The sequence below is a fragment of the Pseudomonas sp. CBZ-4 genome, assembly GCF_000346755.1.
Taxonomy (GTDB): domain Bacteria; phylum Pseudomonadota; class Gammaproteobacteria; order Pseudomonadales; family Pseudomonadaceae; genus Aquipseudomonas.
Genome location: NZ_ANNV01000092.1, coordinates 1 through 17,572, shown reverse-complemented (window position 1 = coordinate 17,572; position 17,572 = coordinate 1). Strand labels below are relative to the sequence as shown.

General features: G+C 61.9%; 16 protein-coding genes. 8 read left to right on the top strand and 8 right to left on the bottom strand.

Going from position 1 to position 17,572, the window contains the following annotated elements; genetic code table 11:
- The first annotated feature begins 93 nt into the window (after nucleotides 1–93).
- Entirely contained in the window at nucleotides 94–504 is a 411-nt protein-coding gene (locus B348_RS0111070; RefSeq protein WP_017736189.1) for an HPF/RaiA family ribosome-associated protein, read from the top strand.
- Between the two features lie 53 nt (nucleotides 505–557).
- Here B348_RS0111070 and B348_RS0111065 read toward each other — a convergent pair whose 3' ends face one another.
- Entirely contained in the window at nucleotides 558–2,072 is a 1,515-nt protein-coding gene (locus tag B348_RS0111065) for an MFS transporter (protein WP_017736188.1), read from the bottom strand.
- Nucleotides 2,073–2,178: 106 nt separating this feature from the next.
- On the opposite strand from B348_RS0111065, the gene B348_RS0111060 reads away from it, so the two are divergent.
- Nucleotides 2,179–3,051 carry a LysR family transcriptional regulator gene (locus B348_RS0111060; protein WP_026136724.1) on the top strand — a complete coding sequence of 291 codons (873 nt, stop codon included), beginning with the start codon at nucleotides 2,179–2,181 and terminating at the stop codon, nucleotides 3,049–3,051.
- 136 nt (nucleotides 3,052–3,187) lie between these two features.
- Here the strand turns inward: B348_RS0111060 and fecA are convergent, their stop codons facing one another.
- From fecA to B348_RS0111045, 3 genes are all read right to left on the bottom strand, one after another.
- A complete protein-coding gene (gene fecA / locus B348_RS0111055) occupies nucleotides 3,188–5,524 on the bottom strand; it encodes a TonB-dependent Fe(3+) dicitrate receptor FecA (protein ID WP_026136723.1) in 2,337 nt (778 codons plus the stop codon).
- Nucleotides 5,525–5,614: 90 nt separating this feature from the next.
- On the bottom strand, nucleotides 5,615–6,556 hold the full coding sequence (locus tag B348_RS0111050; RefSeq protein ID WP_017736185.1) for a FecR domain-containing protein: 942 nt from the start codon (nucleotides 6,554–6,556) through the stop codon (nucleotides 5,615–5,617).
- A complete protein-coding gene (locus B348_RS0111045) occupies nucleotides 6,553–7,041 on the bottom strand; it encodes a sigma-70 family RNA polymerase sigma factor (RefSeq protein ID WP_017736184.1) in 489 nt (162 codons plus the stop codon). Before B348_RS0111045 ends, B348_RS0111050 begins: the two co-directional genes overlap by 4 nt.
- Before the next feature lie 171 nt (nucleotides 7,042–7,212).
- Here B348_RS0111045 and B348_RS0111040 point away from each other — a divergent pair, with 171 nt between their 5' ends.
- From B348_RS0111040 to B348_RS0111020, 5 genes are read left to right on the top strand one after another with little or no spacing between them, the layout of a single operon-like run.
- Nucleotides 7,213–7,515: a DUF3649 domain-containing protein gene (locus tag B348_RS0111040; protein ID WP_026136722.1), complete on the top strand. Its 303-nt coding sequence runs from the start codon at nucleotides 7,213–7,215 to the stop codon at nucleotides 7,513–7,515.
- Nucleotides 7,512–9,086, top strand: coding sequence for a PepSY domain-containing protein (locus B348_RS0111035; RefSeq protein ID WP_017736182.1), 1,575 nt, complete (start codon nucleotides 7,512–7,514; stop codon nucleotides 9,084–9,086). The genes B348_RS0111040 and B348_RS0111035 overlap by 4 nt, the downstream gene beginning before the upstream one ends.
- Entirely contained in the window at nucleotides 9,087–9,413 is a 327-nt protein-coding gene (locus tag B348_RS0111030) for a DUF3325 domain-containing protein (protein WP_017736181.1), read from the top strand. It abuts the gene before it with no gap.
- Nucleotides 9,414–9,422: 9 nt separating this feature from the next.
- Nucleotides 9,423–10,001, top strand: a complete 579-nt coding sequence (locus B348_RS0111025) for an RNA polymerase sigma factor (RefSeq protein WP_017736180.1) — start codon at nucleotides 9,423–9,425, stop codon at nucleotides 9,999–10,001.
- Nucleotides 9,998–10,975, top strand: coding sequence for a FecR family protein (locus B348_RS0111020; protein WP_017736179.1), 978 nt, complete (start codon nucleotides 9,998–10,000; stop codon nucleotides 10,973–10,975). Before B348_RS0111025 ends, B348_RS0111020 begins: the two co-directional genes overlap by 4 nt.
- Before the next feature lie 147 nt (nucleotides 10,976–11,122).
- Here B348_RS0111020 and B348_RS0111015 read toward each other — a convergent pair whose 3' ends face one another.
- Nucleotides 11,123–11,473: a glutaredoxin family protein gene (locus B348_RS0111015; RefSeq protein ID WP_017736178.1), complete on the bottom strand. Its 351-nt coding sequence runs from the start codon at nucleotides 11,471–11,473 to the stop codon at nucleotides 11,123–11,125.
- On the bottom strand, nucleotides 11,473–12,477 hold the full coding sequence (gene yejK / locus B348_RS0111010; protein ID WP_003171997.1) for a nucleoid-associated protein YejK: 1,005 nt from the start codon (nucleotides 12,475–12,477) through the stop codon (nucleotides 11,473–11,475). The genes B348_RS0111015 and yejK overlap by 1 nt, the downstream gene beginning before the upstream one ends.
- Nucleotides 12,478–12,872: 395 nt before the next feature.
- Here yejK and B348_RS0111005 point away from each other — a divergent pair, with 395 nt between their 5' ends.
- Entirely contained in the window at nucleotides 12,873–13,154 is a 282-nt protein-coding gene (locus tag B348_RS0111005) for an HU family DNA-binding protein (protein WP_017736177.1), read from the top strand.
- 195 nt (nucleotides 13,155–13,349) lie between these two features.
- On the opposite strand, the gene rlmF is transcribed toward B348_RS0111005, so the two are convergent.
- Nucleotides 13,350–14,369 (bottom strand): 23S rRNA (adenine(1618)-N(6))-methyltransferase RlmF, encoded by a 1,020-nt coding sequence (gene rlmF / locus B348_RS0111000; protein ID WP_017736176.1) that lies wholly within the window; start codon nucleotides 14,367–14,369, stop codon nucleotides 13,350–13,352.
- 214 nt (nucleotides 14,370–14,583) lie between these two features.
- Nucleotides 14,584–17,430 (bottom strand): valine--tRNA ligase, encoded by a 2,847-nt coding sequence (locus B348_RS0110995; RefSeq protein ID WP_017736175.1) that lies wholly within the window; start codon nucleotides 17,428–17,430, stop codon nucleotides 14,584–14,586.
- Nucleotides 17,431–17,572: the final 142 nt, after the last annotated feature.

The window sequence follows — 17,572 nt, the reverse complement described above, 5'->3', positions numbered from 1 at the left end:
ACTGCTCAATTGTGTAGTCAAGAGGTCATGGTTTCACCGCATCGGTGTTGCAGTTGTGACCTCTCGCGAGCTAGCTGAAATAAGGGAAAAACTATGCAAATCCAAGTCAATAGCGATAACCATATTGAAAGCAGCATCCGACTGGAGGAGTGGGTACGTACTACCATTGAAAGCACGCTCGAACGTTACGAAGAGGACCTGACCCGCGTTGAGGTCTACCTGCGGGATGAGAACGGCGACAAGCCCGGCCCCCACGATTTGAGCTGCCGCCTGGAAGCACGGCCAAAAGGCCATCAGCCGCTCTCGGTACTGCACAAGGCCGATACCCTGGAACAGGCGATCGACGGTGCGGCGACCAAGCTGGACCATGCGCTGGAGCATCTGTTTGGCAAACTGCAAGGCAAGCCTCGCGCTGCCGCGAAACCCCAGCCAGCCAAAAGCGTGAATGATGACGCGCTTGAAGAGGAATTCCTGGAAAACGAAAACGCTGCACTCAATAGCTGACAGTTTTTTCAACCCCACTGAAGACGGGCCTGCATTTGCAGGCCCGTTTGCGTTTAGGGGTTCCGTCGGAAGAAGTACCTGCTCAACAGCGCCAACCCGACTGCGCCACCCCCCGCGAACAGCATCGCCCAACCTGCGCCGTGACGCAGTGCGGCCTGGGCGTCGGCGAACGACAGCCCCATGGACGCCGTCAGCTTGCCCGCCGCGATGTCCTGGCTGATGGCTGGCCAATCCAATGCCGTGCTTGCGGGCAAGATAGTGGCCAGTTGATAGCTGATCCCCAGTAACAGCACCAACCCCATCAACGCGATATTGAGCGCCAGGGTGATCAGCCGCGCGCTGAGGTCGATGCCCGACGCCATGCCTGCGCGGTCGGCCGAGACCGAGCCGGTGGTGGTGTTGGTGGTCGGCGAGTTGGTCAGCGCCAGGCCCACGCCGGCTGCGGCGCAGCTGACCAGCACCATTGCGATGCTCGGCTGCGCCGCAGTGTTGACGGCGGCCATGCTCAGGAACCCCACACCCATCAAGCCCAGCCCCAGGGGAATGATGCGTTCGGCGCCATAGCGCAGGGCCAGGCGTTCGGCCAGTGGCGGCACCAGCAAAGTCGGCAAGGTGTAGGCCAGCAGGGCGACGCCGGTGGTCAGGGTGTCGTAGCCCAGGCCGGCCTGGAAGTAGAGCGGCAGGTAGATCATGAACGGCCAGAAGCTGAAGTTCATGCCGATGGAACCCATCAGGGCGCCGTTGAAACGCCGGATGCGAAACACCGAGAAATCAAACATCGGGTGCGTGCTGCGCTTCTCGATAAACACGAACAGCACCAGGCCGATCAACGACAAGGCCGCCCAACCCAGCATCGCTGGTGTACCAAAGCCGTGTTCACTGCCTTGGGTGATGAAGTACACCAGCGAAAACACCGACAGCGTCAAGGTCAGCATGCCAGCGATGTCGAGGCGATGTCCTGCTGGGTCGCGGGATTCCTGCACGCTGATGTGCAGCAGCCCCAATGTCAGAAGTGTCAGTGGTACATGCACGAGAAACACCCAACGCCAGTCCGCCACCGCCAGGATCAACGCGCCGACCATCGGCCCGAAGCCCAGCCCCACGCCCGCGATCACCCCCCACACCGCAAAGGCGCGTGCGCGTGCCGCCGGTTCGCGGAACTGGTGCGACAGAATCGCGAACTGACAGATCATCATCGCCCCAGCGCCGATGCCTTGTACGAAACGTGCCGCGATCAGCGTGGAAGCATCGTTGGCCAAGCCACAAGCCAGCGAGGCCAGGGCAAACAACCACAGGCATAGCACCAGCATGCGCCGCCGGCCAAAGCGATCCGCCAAGGTGCCCGCCGCCATCAGTACGCTGGTGCAGGCCAGGGTGTAGGCGTTCATGATCCATTGAGCGTCCTGGAAACCGCTGCCCAGTTGCTGTTCCAGGGTGGGCAGGATGACCGGCACGCTGGAGATTTCCAGGCCGAACATCAGGGCCACCAGGCATACGGCAGTGAGGGCAAGGCGGTCTCTGGCGGCGCGTGGCGGGCTGGCGGCGGATAACGTGGTTGCGGGTGGCATGGGATTCTCCTGGTCATAGTGAAGTCGGGCTATTTTCAGGGGAATGTATTTCTTTATTCGTGATAAGTTTTCCGTTGATAAGGGAATCAAGGGCGACAATTACATCATGGCCACCCCACGTTTTGATGGCGTTGAACTGTTTCTGCAAGTGGTGGAAAGCGGCAACCTGACGGAAGCCGCCGAGCGCCTGAACCTCACCCGTTCGGCGGTGGGCAAAGGCTTGGCACGCCTGGAGGCGCGGTTGGGTACCCGCTTGTTGCAGCGTTCGACCCGTCGTCAGCATCTGACAGAAGACGGGCAGGCGTATTACGAGCATTGCCTACGCGCCTTGGCGGAATTGGAGGCGGCCGAATCGGTGCTGGAAAGCGGGCGGCAGCAACCACGTGGGCGGTTGAGGGCAAGCGTGCCGCTGGCATTCGGGCATCACTATGCGGCGCCTGCGTTATGGAGCTTGCTGGATCGTTATGCGGAACTGGAGATCGAGGTGTGCTTCTCTGACCGTATGATCGACTTGACGCAGGAAGGCTTCGACGTTGCCGTGCGTATCGGCCCGTTGCCCGACACTGATCGACTCAGCGCCCGCCGCCTGGGGGAGCAAGCCGTGGGCCTCGCCGCATCGCCGGCGTACCTGCAACGTGTGGGGAAAATCGAATCCATCGATGATCTGGCAGGCCGTCGGGAGATTGCCTACAGAACCAACACCCCGCATCGCTCACGGCTGATAGCACCGCTGGTACTGGACGACCTCCAGGCCGTGGCTGATGCCGCCATCGCGGGCGTTGGCCTGGCCTGGTTGCCGAGTTGGTTGATTGCCCATTACGTCCTGCGCGGGCAACTGGAAGCGGTGCTGCCGGGCTACCGTGAACAGCCTTCGCCGATCCACGTGATTTGGCCAACCGCACCGCACATGCCGGCCAAGACCCGTTGCGCCATTGACGCACTGGTCGCCGCGACCCCCAGTTGCCTGGCGGGCAGCTAATGTGGCGACGGAGCTTGCTCCTGCTGGGTCGCGAAGCGGCCCCACTCGTTGTTTGATCGAATGGGACTGCTGCGCAGTCCAGCGGGAGCAAGCTCCCTCGCCACGACAAGCGCCCCTGCCACAGGGGTTTATGTGGTTAGAACGCGATGGAGGTTTGCACGTACACCGTGCGCGGCTCGCCGACGTACTTGCCCTTGTTGTTGTCGTCGAACGAGCGGGTGAAGTACTGCTTGTTGAAGATGTTTTTCACACCCACCGCGACGTTCAAATCCGACAGCTGCGGGCCAAAGTCGTACGCCGCACGGCTGCTGAACAGCATGTAGCCAGGGATGCGTCCGGTGTTGCCGTCAGCATTTTCCTGCTCGGTATTGGCGTTATCGGCGAACTGGCTGCTCTGGTAGCTGCTGTCCACGTTGAGTTTCCACGGCCCTTCGGTGTAACCCACGCCGAGGGTGCCTTTGTGCTTGGACGAGAAGGGCACGCGGTTGCCTTTGTTCGGGCCGTCTTCGCGGATGGTCGCGTCGACGTAGGCATAGCTGGCGTACACATCAAAACCGGCGAGGGCCGGGCTCAAACCGTCGAGGGCATAGTTGATGCTGCTCTCGATGCCCTGGTGGCGGGTTTCACCCCGGGCGATCACCGAGTCGTCGGTCTGGTTGCTTTCGTACTGGTTGTCGAAGTTGATCAGGAACGCGCCGATTTCGGCACGCAAGGCGCCGTCGTCGTAGCGAGTGCCGACTTCCCAGGTGCGCGCTTTTTCCGGTTTGACTTGGCCTTTGGGCACGCGCTTGGCCATCTGGCTGTACTGCACGCTGCCGAACGAACCTTCGGTGTTGGCGTAGAGGTTCCAGCTGTCGGTGAGGTGGTAGAGCACGTTCAACGCCGGCAACGCGGTGTTGTAGTTGCCTTTGTAGTTGAGGTTGTTGATATGGTCGGTCTGCTCGGACTTGATCATCTCGTAGCGCACGCCCGGGGTGATGGTCCATTGGCCGATATCAATGCGGTCGTCGATGAAGAACGCATTGGCTTCGGTGCTGCCACGGGTGTCGCGGTCGTTCTTGCTGTTGGTGGTGGGCATTTGCTGGTTGGCCGAGATCGGCGTGGTGTAGCGCAATTCGTGGCCGGCTTCGTTGATATAGCGATAGCCCACGCCGACTTCGTGGCTGGTGTTGCCGAGGTCGAAGCCCTGGGCAAAACGGCTTTCCAGGCCGCGCACCCAGTATTCGCGGGGCGACAGGGACAGGAAGCGGGTCTGGTCCAGGTAGCCGTTGCGCAGGGTGGTGGTGAAGAAGGTGTTCACGGTGAATTCGCGGCGGTCTTCCTGGTAGCGGTAGCCGGCGTTGAACATCGTACGGCGGCCCCAGAATTTGTCGTAGGGCCGGGTGGACTGATACGGATCAGCCTTGTAGTCCTTGACGTTCAAACCACCGGGCATATCCGCCTGGCCTTCGTAGTACTGCGCCATGGCGTTGAAGCTGTTGGCCTCGTCCAGCTGGTAGTTGCCCTTGAGGATCAGGTCGTCGATGCGCGTGTTGCTGTTTTCGCGCCAGTCGCCACCTCGGGTGCCGGAGTACAGGATCGCGCCGCCCAGGCCGTTGTCGGCGGTGCCGCCGGCCAGCAGGTTGGCAGTGGTCTTGAAGCCGTCATGGCTGGAGGACGGGCTGGTTTCGGTCTGGAAACCGCCTTTGACCGTGGGCGCGTCCGGGATCGCGCGGGTCACGAAGTTGACCACGCCGCCGACGTTCTGCGGGCCGTAGCGCACGGCGCCGCCGCCGCGGACCACGTCCACCGCGTCCATGTTGCCCATGCTGATCGGTGCGAACGACAGCTGCGGCTGGCCATACGGCGCGAAGGGCACCGGGATGCCGTCCATCAGCACCGTGGAACGTGACGCCAGGCGTGGGTTGAGGCCGCGAATGCCGAAGTTCAGCGCCATGTCGTGGCTGCCGGTGCCGTTGTTTTCCGGGGCGTTGACGCCGGGGATGCGGTTGAGCACGTCGCGGGCCTGGGTGGCGCCCTGGCGTTCGAATTCTTCGCGGCGGATCACGTCACGGGCGCCGGGGTGTTCGAAGACGTTGGTTTGTGCGGCATCGCCAAGCCAGTCGCCGACCACGCTGGAGGTGCCCAGCTCGATGGTTGTCGGCGCATTGGCCGACTGCAGGCTGTAGGCATTGTCGCCTTCGGCGCGGGCTTGCAGGCCGGTGCCTTCCAGGAGTTTCTGCAGGCCTTCGGCGGCGCTGTAGTTGCCGGACAGGCCACGGCTCTGCATGCCAGCGGTAACTTCTGAACCAAAGGAAATCAACACACCGGCTTCGCGGCCGAACTGGTTCAGGGCGGTTTCCAGCGAGGTCGGTGCGATGTGATAGGGCTTGGCGTCAGCCGCCATCACCGCAGGCAGCACGGTAAGACTCAAGCTGGCGCCGAGTAGGAGTTGGCGCAGGGAGCGGGCAAGAAGCGTCGGTTGCTGGGGCATGAAGAGCGTCCTGAGAAGGAAGGATCAAGGTGGCTTTCCTTCTCTGTCACGCGAGGTGTGGAAAACGGCTCACAAGGTTTGAAAATAATGTCAGGCGCGGGCCTCGACGGTCACCCAATAGCGGGTAAAACGCCGCACCTTGACCGGCAGGCTCACGGTGAGCAGGTCGAGGATGCGCTCGCTGTCGTCCAGCGGGTAGCTGCCGGAGATCAACAGGTTGGCGACTTGCGGGTCGCAGTTGAGCTGGCCACGGCGATAACGGCCCAGCTCGTTGAGGAAATCTTCCAGGCGCATGTGGGCCGCGACCAACATGCCATCGGCCCAGGCGCCGCTGTTGGCGTCGGTGGTGCGTGGGGTGTCCCAGCCTTTGCGGGTGAAGTTGACCTGCTGCGCGGCGTCGACGTTCAGTGGCAGGCCGCTGTAGGTGTTGGGCATCACATCAACGTGGCCGTCGAGGACTGCCAGCTGGGTGTGGTCGTTGAACTGGCGCACATTCAGGCGTGCGGCCTGGCTGCTGAGCAGGCCCTGGCCGGTCAAGACCTTGAGCGGTGCAGGGCCTTTGACGCCGGTCAGCAGGATTTCGCCTTCGAGCAGACGGATCAAACGTTGCTGGCCATCGAAATGCACATCCACCGCGCTGCCGGTGTTGAGGTGCAACTGGCTGCCGTCGGCCAGTTGTACCTTGCGCCGTTGGCCCACCGGGCTGCGGTAATCGGCGGTCAGCGGCGGCAGGATATGTTGCTGGCGCAGGCTCCACGCGGCGGCGGAACCGGCGCCGAGAATCAGCAGGAGCTTGAGGGCCTGGCGCCGGCTGGTGGAGGTTGGCGCGTTCAACGCCGCGTGGGCCAGGGGCGAAGGCATGCCGCGCAGGCGCTGGTTGACGCGTTGCATATGGTCCCAGGCGCGCTGGTGTTCACTGTGGGCATTCAGCCAGTGCTGCCACGCCGCGTGCTGGCGCGGGTTGAGGGCGCCTTGCTGCATTTCCATCAGCCAATGCACGGCTTGTTCGGCGACTTGGGCAGAGAAATTCATAGGGCAAAGTAGCAGCGCATGGCCGCTTTATTCAGGTGGCGTTTGACGGTGGCGATGGAGATGCCCAGTTCCGCGCCGATTTGCGCGTAGGTCAGGCCGTCGAGCTGGGCCAGCAGGAAGGCGCGTTTGACCTGGGTGGGCAAGCCGTCGAGCAATTGGTCCAGCTCCACCAGGGTTTGCAGGATGATGGCGCGTTCTTCTTCCGAGGGCGCCACGTGTTCGGGCATCTGCGCGAGGGCGTCGAGGTAGGCGCGCTCCAGGTCCTGGCGGCGGTAGAAGTTGAACAGCACGCGCTTGGCCACAGTGGTGAGGAAGGCGCGGGGTTCGATCAGCGTTGGGGTTTCTCGGGCGGTGAGCACGCGGATGAAGGTGTCTTGCGCCAGGTCGGCAGCGCTTTCCGGGCAGCCGAGCTTGCGTCGCAACCAGCCGGTGAGCCAGTGGTGATGGTCGTTGTACAGAACTTCGACGGTGTTGGACGGCTGCAACGCGATCACTCCATAAGCATTTCGCATGCTTTAGAGAACAAGAATTGTTCGCATTGTAGGCGGCCCGATACGGTTCGGCAATCCGCCAGCGCCGGTGTTTCATCCGTTCTGTTTTGCTTATGAGAATATTTATCATTAATATTGCGCGCTGATGAACCTGGCGCCTCCTGCATGAAAAGCAAAACCTCACTTCCCGTCGCTTACCGTCTCGCCGTGACATCACGGGTGCTCGCGGCTGTGGTCGGCGGCTACCTGATGGCCTCCCTGGCCGCCATCTGCCTGGCATTGTGGATGCCCACCTCCCGCGCCGACGCGGTGATCACCGGGATGATGAGTTCGTTTGTGTTCTATCTGCTGGCGGTGCTCTGGTGCTTTGCCTGCCGCACGGCCTGGCGTGCCTGGTTTGGCGTGATGCTGCCGAGCGCAGCGTTTGCCACGCTGGCGGGTGTGGGCTTGTGGATGGTGCGCACATGAAAGAGGGCTTTCGCCAGGCCATGGCCTGGTTGCACACCTGGAGCGGGCTGATCTTTGGCTGGCTGCTGTTTGCGATTTTCCTGACGGGCACCTTGGCGTACTTCAAGGAAGAAATCAGCCACTGGATGCAGCCCGAAGTGCAGGCCTATCCACTGGATAACGCGCGCAGCCTGAGCGTCGCGCAAACCTATCTGCAACAAACCGCACCAAAGGCCGCGCGCTGGTTTATCAACCTGCCGGACGAGCGCGACCCGGCTTTGTCGGTGATGTGGCAAGACAAGCTCGACCCCGGCCGACGCGGCAACTTCATGCAGAAAACCCTCGACCCGGTCACCGGCCAGGACGTGCAGGCCCGCGAAAGCATGGGCGGCGACTTCTTCTATCGCTTCCACTTCCAACTGCAAATGCCCCACCCCTGGGGCCGCTGGTTGTCCACCATCGCCGCGATGGTGATGTTTGTCGCGTTGATCACCGGGATCATCACCCACAAGAAAATCTTCAAGGACTTCTTCACCTTTCGCCCCCGCAAAGGCCAGCGCTCCTGGCTCGACGGGCATAACGCGGTGGGTGTGCTGGTGTTGCCGTTCCATCTGATGATCACCTACAGCAGCCTGGTGATTTTCATGAGCATGGTGATGCCGGCGCCGATCCTCGCCTCTTACAGCGGCGATACCCGCGCCTTTTTCAACGAAGTGTTCCCCGCCACCAATAACGCGCCGGCGCTGGGGCAACCGGGCCAATTGCTGCCGCTGTTGCCAATGTACGAACAGGCACGGGCGCAGTGGGATGGTGGCCACGTAGGCCGACTGGGGGTGAACAACCCCAGCGATGTGAATGCCTCGGTCAATGTGTTCCGCGCCAGTTCCGACAATGTGGTGCATGAATTCGACAGCATCGTGTCGTTCAACGGCACCACCGGCGAGCTGCTGCGCAGCAGTGACGGGCAATCGCTGCCGGCGATTATCGGTGGCAGTTTCTATGGCCTGCACATGGGCCATTTCGCCGGCCCGGTGCTGCGCTGGCTGTACTTTATCTGCGGCCTGGCGGGCACGGCGATGATCGGCACCGGGCTGGTGATCTGGCTCGGCAAGCGCCAGCTCAAGCACGCCAAGAGCGGCGTGATGCCGTTCGAACTGCGGCTGGTGGAGGTGCTGAACATCGCCAGCATGTCCGGGTTGCTGATCGCCATCGCTGCGTTCTTCTGGGCCAATCGCCTGTTGCCGGTGAGCTTCGCCGAACGCTCGGGTTGGGAAGTGCAAACCTTCTTTATCGCCTGGGGCTTGAGCCTGCTGCACGCGATCCTGCGCCGTGGCCGCCAGGGCTGGGTCGAGCAATTGAGTGCGGGCGCGCTGCTGTTTGCCGCGATTCCACTGCTCAATGCGCTGACCACCCAGCACCATCTGGGCGTTTCATTGGTGCAGGGCGACTGGGCCATGGCCGGCTTCGACCTGACCTGCCTGGCCAGCGGCGTGTTCCTCGCCTGGGCGGCCTGGAAGATGCAGCACCGCGTGGCGCCGCAAGCCAAGGCCGAGCGCGCCCGGCCGTTGACCCTCAAGCAGGAGGCGAACTGAATGCTGCTCGCGCTCCTGATGTGCTACGCCGGGTTTACCGCACTGTGCCTGTCCACCGACCGTCACCACGGTGAGCTGCTGCACAGCAAACCGTCGCCCCGTCGGCGCCTGGGTCTGCGCGCAGTGGGGTGGTTGCTGCTGACGCTGTCGATCTGGCCGGCCGTGGCGCTCGGCGGTTGGAGCCGGGGCCTGGTGGACTGGTGCGCCGTGCTGATGCTCAGCGCGTTGTTGTTGGTGCTGTTGCTGCCCTATCGGCCACGGTTGGCCTTGATCCTCGCGGGTGTTGGCCTGCTGGCCAGCCCCGTCGCCGCTTTCGCCACCCTCTGAGCAGCGCCCATGATGATCAGCACCCCACCGGAGTCCCAGGACAGCCAGCGCGCTGAATCAGCGGGTGGGCGTGCGCATTTCCTACAGGTGTTTCTCTCGCAGCGTTCGCAGATGGAAGCCCTGGTCAATCGGCGCGTAGGCTGCCGCGCCACGGCTGCCGACCTGGTGCAGGACCTGTTCCTGCGCTTCTGGCGCCGCCCGCTGGTGCAGGTCGAAGAGCTCAGCACCTACCTGCTGCGCTGCGCCGGCAATATCGCCATCGACCACCTGCGCAGCGAAGGCGCGCGGGTGCGCAGCAGCGAAGGCTGGCTGCCGGAACAGCAGGACAACCAGGGCTCCGAACCCCAGGCGGCGTTGGAGGCGGGCAATGATTTGCGCCATGTCGAAGCTGCGTTGCGCAGCTTGCCGGAGCGCACCCGGCAGATTTTCCTGCTCAACCGCATCCACGGCCGCAAGTACGCGGAAATTGCCAAGGCCATGGGCCTGTCCCAAAGCGCCGTGGAAAAACATATGATGCGTGCCCTCGAAGCCTGTAAAGCCAGCCTTCGTGAGCCATCGCCCCCACGCACGCCAGGGAAAGCACCGTGAACCGCACCCCCACGCCCGACCAGGAGCACGCCGCGCTGGCCTGGCTGAGCCTGTTGCACGACCAACCCAGCAGCGGCGACCAGGCCACGTTCAGCCATTGGCTGCGCGCCGACCCGGCTCACGTCGAGGCCTATTCGCAGGCCCAGGTGCTGTGGGAATTGAGTGAAGTGCCTGCGCGAAAACTTGCGGATGAAGAGGCGCTGGCGTTGCAGGGCTACCTCAATGCCATGAACACCTCGAAGCGTGCACGGGCGGTGCGCTGGTCCGGCGCACTGGCGATGGCGGCGTGCCTGTTGCTGATGGTATGCATGGGTGCCGGTTGGCAGCCATCGCGCTGGGTCGATGACTTTGGCGCCGATTATGTGAGCGCGCCGGGAGAGGTGAAGACTGTCACCCTGGCCGACCAATCCCAAGTCACTCTGGACGCTGACAGTGCGATTGCCGTGGATTTCAGCCATGGCGAGCGGCATATCCAGTTGCGCCGTGGCGCGGGTTTTTTCAGCGTGACCCACACAGGGCAACCCTTTGTCGTGGAGGCGGGCAGCGGTGAGGCGCGGGTGCTGGGCACGCAATTCGAAGTGCGCCTGCAACCTGCGGGGGCGCAAGTGACGGTATTGTCCGGGCGGGTCGGCGTGACGCCGTCGAAACAGGGCCTGCAGCAGATTCTGACGGCCGGGCAGCAAGTGGCCTACGCCGAGGGTGTGGCCGATGCCATGCACGCGGTGGACAGCGAGTCCCGGCTGGCTTGGCGCGACGGTTGGCTCAATTATTACAAGGCGCCATTGGCCGATGTGGTCAAGGACCTGGAACGTTACTACCCGGGTCGCATCCTGTTGCTCAACGACGACATGGGCGCCAAGCGTGTCAGTGGCAGCTTCCCGAGCAAAGACCCGCAGGCGGTGTTGAATGCGTTGCAGGCGGTGCTGGGCTTCGAGCAGCATCACGTGCTGGGGCGGATGATCGTGGTGCGTTAGGCCCATGTGGGAGCTGGCTTGCCTGCGATGCAGACACCTCGGTCTGTCAGCTACACCGCGGTGATGCTATCGCAGGCAAGCCAGCTCCCACAAAAAGCCAATTCCACACAAGCCAGCCCACACAAGCCAGCTCCCAAAAGGTATGGGTTACTTCAGTGCAGCCATGATCGCGTCAGGGTTGTAATCGCGAATCAGCGTGCCGTTCACATCCACAAAGGGAATCCCACCACCGCCCAAGGCCTCATAGGCCTTGCGCGCGTGGGCATCCTTGTCGATATCGAACGCCTGGTACGGAATGCCCTTCTGATCGAGGAAGCGGCGGATCTGCTTGCAGTACCCGCACCACTCGGTGGAATAGAGCACCACCCGCGCCGAAGCCCGGGTTTGCTCCGATACCACCTGCGACGGGTTGAACACCCGCTCGATCTTGCCCCAGTTCTGGATCACCACCACCACCAGCAACACCAGCAGGACTTTTTTGAGGACCCCGCCGAGCATCAGTTGCGACGCTTGAGCTGATCAGTCAGTTGGGTCGGCAAGCCCTTGATGATCAAGGTGCCAGCGGCTTCGTCGTACTCGATCTTGTCGCCCAGCAGGTGCGCTTCGAAACTGATGGACAAGCCTTCGGCGCGGCCAGTGAAGCGGCGGAACTGGTTGAGGGTGCGCTTATCTGCAGGAATTTCCGGCGACAGGCCGTAGTCCTTGTTGCGGATGTGGTCGTAGAACGCCTTAGGCCGATCTTCATCGATCAACCCTGACAATTCTTCCAGGCCCATCGGCTCGCCGAGCTTGGCCTGGCTGCTGGCGTAGTCCACCAGGGTCTTGGTTTTTTCGCGGGCGGATTCGTCCGGCAGGTCTTCGCTTTCAACGAAGTCGCTGAACGCCTTGAGCAGGGTGCGGGTCTCGCCCGGGCCGTCGACGCCTTCCTGGCAGCCGATAAAGTCGCGGAAGTACTCCGAGACCTTCTTGCCGTTCTTGCCCTTGATAAACGAGATGTACTGCTTGGACTGCTTGTTGTTCTGCCACTCGGACACGTTGATCCGCGCCGCGAGGTGCAGTTGGCCGAGGTCCAGGTGGCGCGACGGGGTCACGTCCAGCTCGTCGGTCACCGCCACGCCTTCGCTGTGGTGCAGCAGGGCGATGGCCAGGTAGTCGGTCATGCCTTGTTGGTAGTGGGCAAACAGTACGTGGCCGCCGGTGGAGAGGTTGGACTCTTCCATCAGCTTTTGCAGATGCTCGACGGCGGTGCGGCTGAAGGTGGTGAAATCCTGGCCACCGTCGAAATATTCCTTCAACCAGCCACTGAACGGGTGCGCGCCGGACTCGGCATGGAAGAAACCCCAGGCCTTGCCTTGTTTGGCGTTATAGCTCTCGTTGAGGTCGGCAAGCATGTTCTCGATGGCAGCCGACTCGGACAGCTCCGAATCACGGGCGTGAAGAACTGCGGGCGTGCCGTCGGGTTTTTTGTCGATCAGGTGGACGATGCAATGACGGATCGGCATAGGCTTCTCGGCTGGTTGAAGGGGAGCGGTCGGCCTCCCCGAAAAGTCGCCCAGTGTACCGCACCCATTGGGCAAGACGTGCTCTGAAGGCTGTTTTGGCACTCTCCGACGGGGCATATTCCTTTTTTTCACGGTTTAGAGCGATAAAGCTGACCAAATGGGTAGGTAGAAGCGGATATTTCCCCGTCTCTGTGCTAGTTTTGCCCCGTCTTACGCCAAGTCTCGGCGTTAAGCGTGCATTCAGCATCTGTCAGGTCGAACCAATCCCCGTTTCAAGCATCTATAACCCCGAACTTCGTGGTTATGGTCAGGGGTGCCAGGCCTTGACGGTCGGGCTCGATGGCTGACACTGCACTCTGCAATCCATATGAATTTGATAGGGAAGGAACACCACAATGGCTTTGACTAAAGACCAACTGATCGCTGATATCGCTGAATCCACCGACACCACCAAGGTTCAGGTGCGTGCAGTTCTGGAACAACTGTCCCAGATCGTTGCTGATCAGCTGGAAAACGCTCAGGAAATCACTCTGCCAGGTGTTGGCAAACTGAAAGTGAGCGAGCGTCCTGCCCGTACTGGCCGTAACCCTTCGACTGGCGCTGCCATCGAAATCGCTGCCAAGAAAGTTATCAAGCTGGTTGTGGCCAAAGGCCTGACCGACGCTGTTAACAAGTAAGACGCAGCAAAAAAAACCGTGCTTCGGAGCGATCCGGGCACGGTTTTTTGTTGCTTGCGATTTGTAGGCGCTAGCTTACTGTGGCGAGGGAGCTTGCTCCCGCTGGAGTGCGAAGCGCTCCCAAGACTTGGGGCCGCTACGCAGCCCAGCGGGAGCAAGCTCCCTCGCCACAGCACGCGCCCTCATCACAACGTCTTAGTCGCGAACCCAGCGCTGGCGCCAGATCTGCTGCTCGTTCTTGGTCTGGAAGGTCCAGGCGACGAAACGGCTTTGTTTCTGCCCCTGGGACATTTCCACCACCTGGCTCTCCAGCACGCCGGCCTTTTTCAGGGCTGTCTCGATCGCGGGCAGGTTTGACGCTTTTGACACCAGGCAGCTGAACCACAGCACCTTGTGGGCAAAATGCGCACTTTCAGCGATAAGCTGCGTCACAAACCGCGCTTCGCCGCCTTCACACCACAGCTCCGCCGATTGGCCACCGAAGTTCAGTACCGGCAATTTGCGCTTGGGATCAGCCTTGCCCAGGGCGCGCCATTTGCGCTCGCTGCCCTTGGTGGCTTCGTCCATGGAGGCATGGAACGGCGGGTTGCACATGGTCAGGTCAAAGCGTTCGCCAGGCTCCAGCAGGCCCAGCAGGATCTGCTTGGGGTTGGTCTGCTGGCGCAGCTGGATGACCTTGCTCAGGTCATTGGACTGCACGATGGCCTTGGCAGCGGCTACGGCAATCGGGTCGACCTCCGAGCCGAGGAAGTTCCAGCGGTACTCCATGTAGCCAATCAGCGGGTAGACGCAGTTGGCGCCCATGCCGATGTCGAGCACCTTGACGATGGAGCCACGGGGGATCTTGCCGTCATTGACGCTGGCCAGCAGGTCGGCGAGGAAGTGCACGTAGTCCGCACGCCCCGGCACCGGTGGGCACAGGTAGTCCTGCGGGATGTCCCAGTGCTGGATGCCATAGAAGGACTTGAGCAGCGCCCGGTTGAACACCCGCACTGCATCCGGGCTGGCGAAGTCGATGCTCTCTTTGCCGTACGGGTTGAGGATCACGAATTTCGCCAATTCCGGCGTGGTCTTGATCAGCGCCGGGAAGTCGTAACGGCCTGTGTGGCGGTTGCGCGGGTGCAGCGTGGCCTCTTTGCGCGGCGCGACGGGTTTGGCCGTGGCGGCGGTTTTAGGCTTCTTGCGCGGAGGTTTGGGTGTGCTGGGGGCGGTCATGATGATTCTGGTGTTGGCTCAAAGTGGTGGGCATTGTCACACATCTTGAGCCTTACTCGGTCAACTGTGGGAGCTGGCTTGCCTGCGATGGCATCACCTTGGCCTGCTGAAGGACCGGGTTGTCTGCATCGCAGGCAAGCCAGCTCCCACATTGATTGGGTTTTCAAGGTAAAAAAAAGAGGCCCGAAGGCCTCTTTTCTACAGGGAATCCACCTTACAGGCTGGAAATCCGCGCATGTTGCTCCGCCAGCTTGCCCAAAGCCTGCTCAGCCTCGGCCAGCTTGGCGCGCTCCTTGTCGATCACTTCGGCTGGCGCTTTGTCGACGAACGCTGCGTTGGACAGCTTGCCGCCCACCCGCTGCACTTCGCCTTGCAGGCGCGCGATTTCCTTATCGAGACGAGCCAGTTCCGCGCCCTTGTCGATCAGGCCGGCCATCGGCACCAGCACTTCCATCTCGCCGACCAGTGCAGTGGCGGACAGCGGTGCTTCGGCATCGGCCGCCAATACGGTGATCGACTCCAGCTTCGCCAGCTTCTTGAGCAGCGCATCGTTCTCGGTAAGACGACGCTGGTCTTCGGCGCTGGCGTTCTTGACGAACACAGCCAGTGGCTTGCCCGGTCCGATGTTCATCTCGGCGCGGATGTTGCGCGTGCCGAGCATCAGGGTCTTGAGCCATTCGATATCGCTTTCGGCGGCTTCATCGATGCGCGCTTCGTTGGCCACCGGCCAAGGTTGCAGCATGATGGTCTTGCCTTCGATACCGGCCAGCGGCGCCAGGCGCTGCCAGATTTCTTCGGTGATGAACGGCATGAACGGGTGCGCCAGGCGCAGCGCCACTTCCAGCACGCGCACCAGAGTGCGACGGGTGCCGCGCTGGCGTTCGACCGGCGCGTTTTCGTCCCACAGTACCGGCTTGGACAGCTCCAGGTACCAGTCGCAGTACTGGTTCCAGATGAACTCGTACAAGGCTTGCGCCGCCAGGTCGAAACGGAACTGGTCGAGCTGGCGGGTCACTTCGGCTTCGGTGCGTTGCAGCTGCGAGATGATCCAGCGATCCGCCAGGGACAGCTCGTAGGCTTCGCCGTTCTGACCGCAGTCTTCGCCTTTGTCCAGCACGTAGCGCGCCGCGTTCCAGATCTTGTTGCAGAAGTTGCGATAGCCTTCGACGCGGCCCATGTCGAACTTGATGTCGCGACCGGTGGACGCCAGCGAGCAGAAGGTGAAGCGCAGGGCGTCGGTGCCATAGCTGGCGATACCGTCGGCGAACTCGTCGCGGGTCTGCTTCTCGATCTTCTTCGCCAGTTTCGGCTGCATCAGGCCCGAGGTGCGTTTTTGCACCAGGGTTTCCAGGTCGATGCCGTCGATGATGTCCAGCGGGTCCAGGACGTTGCCCTTGGACTTGGACATCTTCTGGCCCTGGCCATCACGCACCAGGCCGTGTACGTACACGGTCTTGAACGGTACTTGCGGGGTGCCGTCCTCGTTCTTCACCAGGTGCATGGTCAGCATGATCATCCGGGCAACCCAGAAGAAAATGATGTCGAAACCGGTGACCAGCACGTCGGTGGAGTGGAATTTCTTGAGGAATTCGGTCTGTTGCGGCCAGCCCAGGGTGGAGAACGTCCACAGGCCCGAGCTGAACCAGGTGTCCAGTACGTCGTTGTCCTGTTGCAGCGCAATGTCGGCACCGAGGTTGTGCTTGGCACGCACTTCGGCTTCGTCGCGGCCGACGTAGACCTTGCCCGACTCGTCGTACCAGGCCGGAATACGGTGGCCCCACCACAGCTGACGGCTGATGCACCAATCCTGGATGTCGCGCATCCACGAGAAGTACATGTTTTCGTACTGTTTTGGCACGAACTGGATGCGGCCATCTTCCACGGCAGCAATCGCAGGCTCGGCCAGCGGCTTGGTGGACACGTACCACTGGTCGGTCAGCCAAGGCTCGATGATGGTGCCGGAGCGGTCGCCCTTCGGCACTTTCAGGCCGTGGTCGTCAACGCTCACCAGCAAGCCGGCGGCGTCGAAGGCAGCAACGATCTGCTTGCGCGCTTCGAAACGGTCGAGGCCGGCGTATTCGGCCGGGATCTTGCCGTCGATGCTGTCGTTCAGCGTGCCGTCCAGGTTGAACACCTGGCAGGCCGGCAGCACGGCAGCATTCTTGTCGAAGATGTTCAGCAGCGGCAGATTGTGGCGCTTGCCGACTTCGTAGTCGTTGAAATCGTGGGCCGGGGTGATTTTCACGCAGCCGGTGCCGAATTCAGGGTCGCAGTAGTCGTCCGCGATAATCGGGATGCGACGGCCAACCAACGGCAGCTCGACGAACTTGCCGATCAGCGCCTGGTAGCGTTCGTCGTTCGGGTTAACCGCCACGGCGGCGTCGCCGAGCATGGTTTCCGGACGGGTGGTGGCGACGATCAGGTAGTCGTTGCCTTCAGCGGTCTTGGCACCGTCAGCCAGCGGGTACTTGAGGTTCCACAGGAAGCCTTTCTCGTCGTGGTTTTCCACTTCAAGGTCGGAAATCGCCGTGTGCAGCTTGGTGTCCCAGTTGACCAGGCGCTTGCCGCGGTAGATCAGGCCGTCTTCATGCAGGCGCACGAAGGCTTCTTTCACGGCTTCCGACAGGCCGTCGTCCATGGTGAAGCGCTCGCGGCTCCAGTCGACGGACGAACCCAGGCGACGGATCTGACGGCTGATGTTGCCGCCGGACTGGTCTTTCCATTCCCAGATCTTTTCCAGGAATTTCTCGCGGCCCAGGTCGTGACGGCTCTGGCCGGTGGCTTCGAGTTGGCGTTCCACCAGCATTTGGGTGGCGATACCGGCGTGGTCGGTACCCGGTTGCCACAGGGTGTTGCGGCCCTGCATGCGGCGGAAACGGATCAACGCATCCATGATCGCATTGTTGAAGCCATGGCCCATGTGCAGGCTGCCAGTGACGTTCGGTGGCGGAATCATGATGGTGTAGGAATCGCCCGCGCCTTGCGGGGCGAAATAATTCTCGGATTCCCAGGTGTTGTACCAGGAAGTTTCGATAGCGTGCGGCTGGTAGGTCTTATCCATGCGCGGCGGGACCCTAGTTGGCATTAATTCAGGAAAGCCGGCAAGTATAACGGGGGATAGGGGAGAGGGCGAGTTGAAGACGGGCTTAAGGCTGATGCAAAACTAATAATGTGGGAGCTGGCTTGCCTGCGATAGCGGTGTG

Coding starts and splice junctions, on each gene's coding strand:
- B348_RS0111065 (WP_017736188.1), bottom strand. CDS start 2,072: ATGCCACCCGCAACCACGTTATCCGCCGCCAGCCCGCCACGCGCCGCC.
- B348_RS0111030 (WP_017736181.1), top strand. CDS start 9,087: ATGCTGCTCGCGCTCCTGATGTGCTACGCCGGGTTTACCGCACTGTGC.
- B348_RS0111040 (WP_026136722.1), top strand. CDS start 7,213: ATGAAAAGCAAAACCTCACTTCCCGTCGCTTACCGTCTCGCCGTGACA.
- B348_RS0111035 (WP_017736182.1), top strand. CDS start 7,512: ATGAAAGAGGGCTTTCGCCAGGCCATGGCCTGGTTGCACACCTGGAGC.
- B348_RS0110995 (WP_017736175.1), bottom strand. CDS start 17,430: ATGGATAAGACCTACCAGCCGCACGCTATCGAAACTTCCTGGTACAAC.
- B348_RS0111025 (WP_017736180.1), top strand. CDS start 9,423: ATGATGATCAGCACCCCACCGGAGTCCCAGGACAGCCAGCGCGCTGAA.
- rlmF (WP_017736176.1), bottom strand. CDS start 14,369: ATGACCGCCCCCAGCACACCCAAACCTCCGCGCAAGAAGCCTAAAACC.
- B348_RS0111070 (WP_017736189.1), top strand. CDS start 94: ATGCAAATCCAAGTCAATAGCGATAACCATATTGAAAGCAGCATCCGA.
- fecA (WP_026136723.1), bottom strand. CDS start 5,524: ATGCCCCAGCAACCGACGCTTCTTGCCCGCTCCCTGCGCCAACTCCTA.
- B348_RS0111060 (WP_026136724.1), top strand. CDS start 2,179: ATGGCCACCCCACGTTTTGATGGCGTTGAACTGTTTCTGCAAGTGGTG.
- B348_RS0111050 (WP_017736185.1), bottom strand. CDS start 6,556: ATGAATTTCTCTGCCCAAGTCGCCGAACAAGCCGTGCATTGGCTGATG.
- B348_RS0111005 (WP_017736177.1), top strand. CDS start 12,873: ATGGCTTTGACTAAAGACCAACTGATCGCTGATATCGCTGAATCCACC.
- B348_RS0111015 (WP_017736178.1), bottom strand. CDS start 11,473: ATGCTCGGCGGGGTCCTCAAAAAAGTCCTGCTGGTGTTGCTGGTGGTG.
- yejK (WP_003171997.1), bottom strand. CDS start 12,477: ATGCCGATCCGTCATTGCATCGTCCACCTGATCGACAAAAAACCCGAC.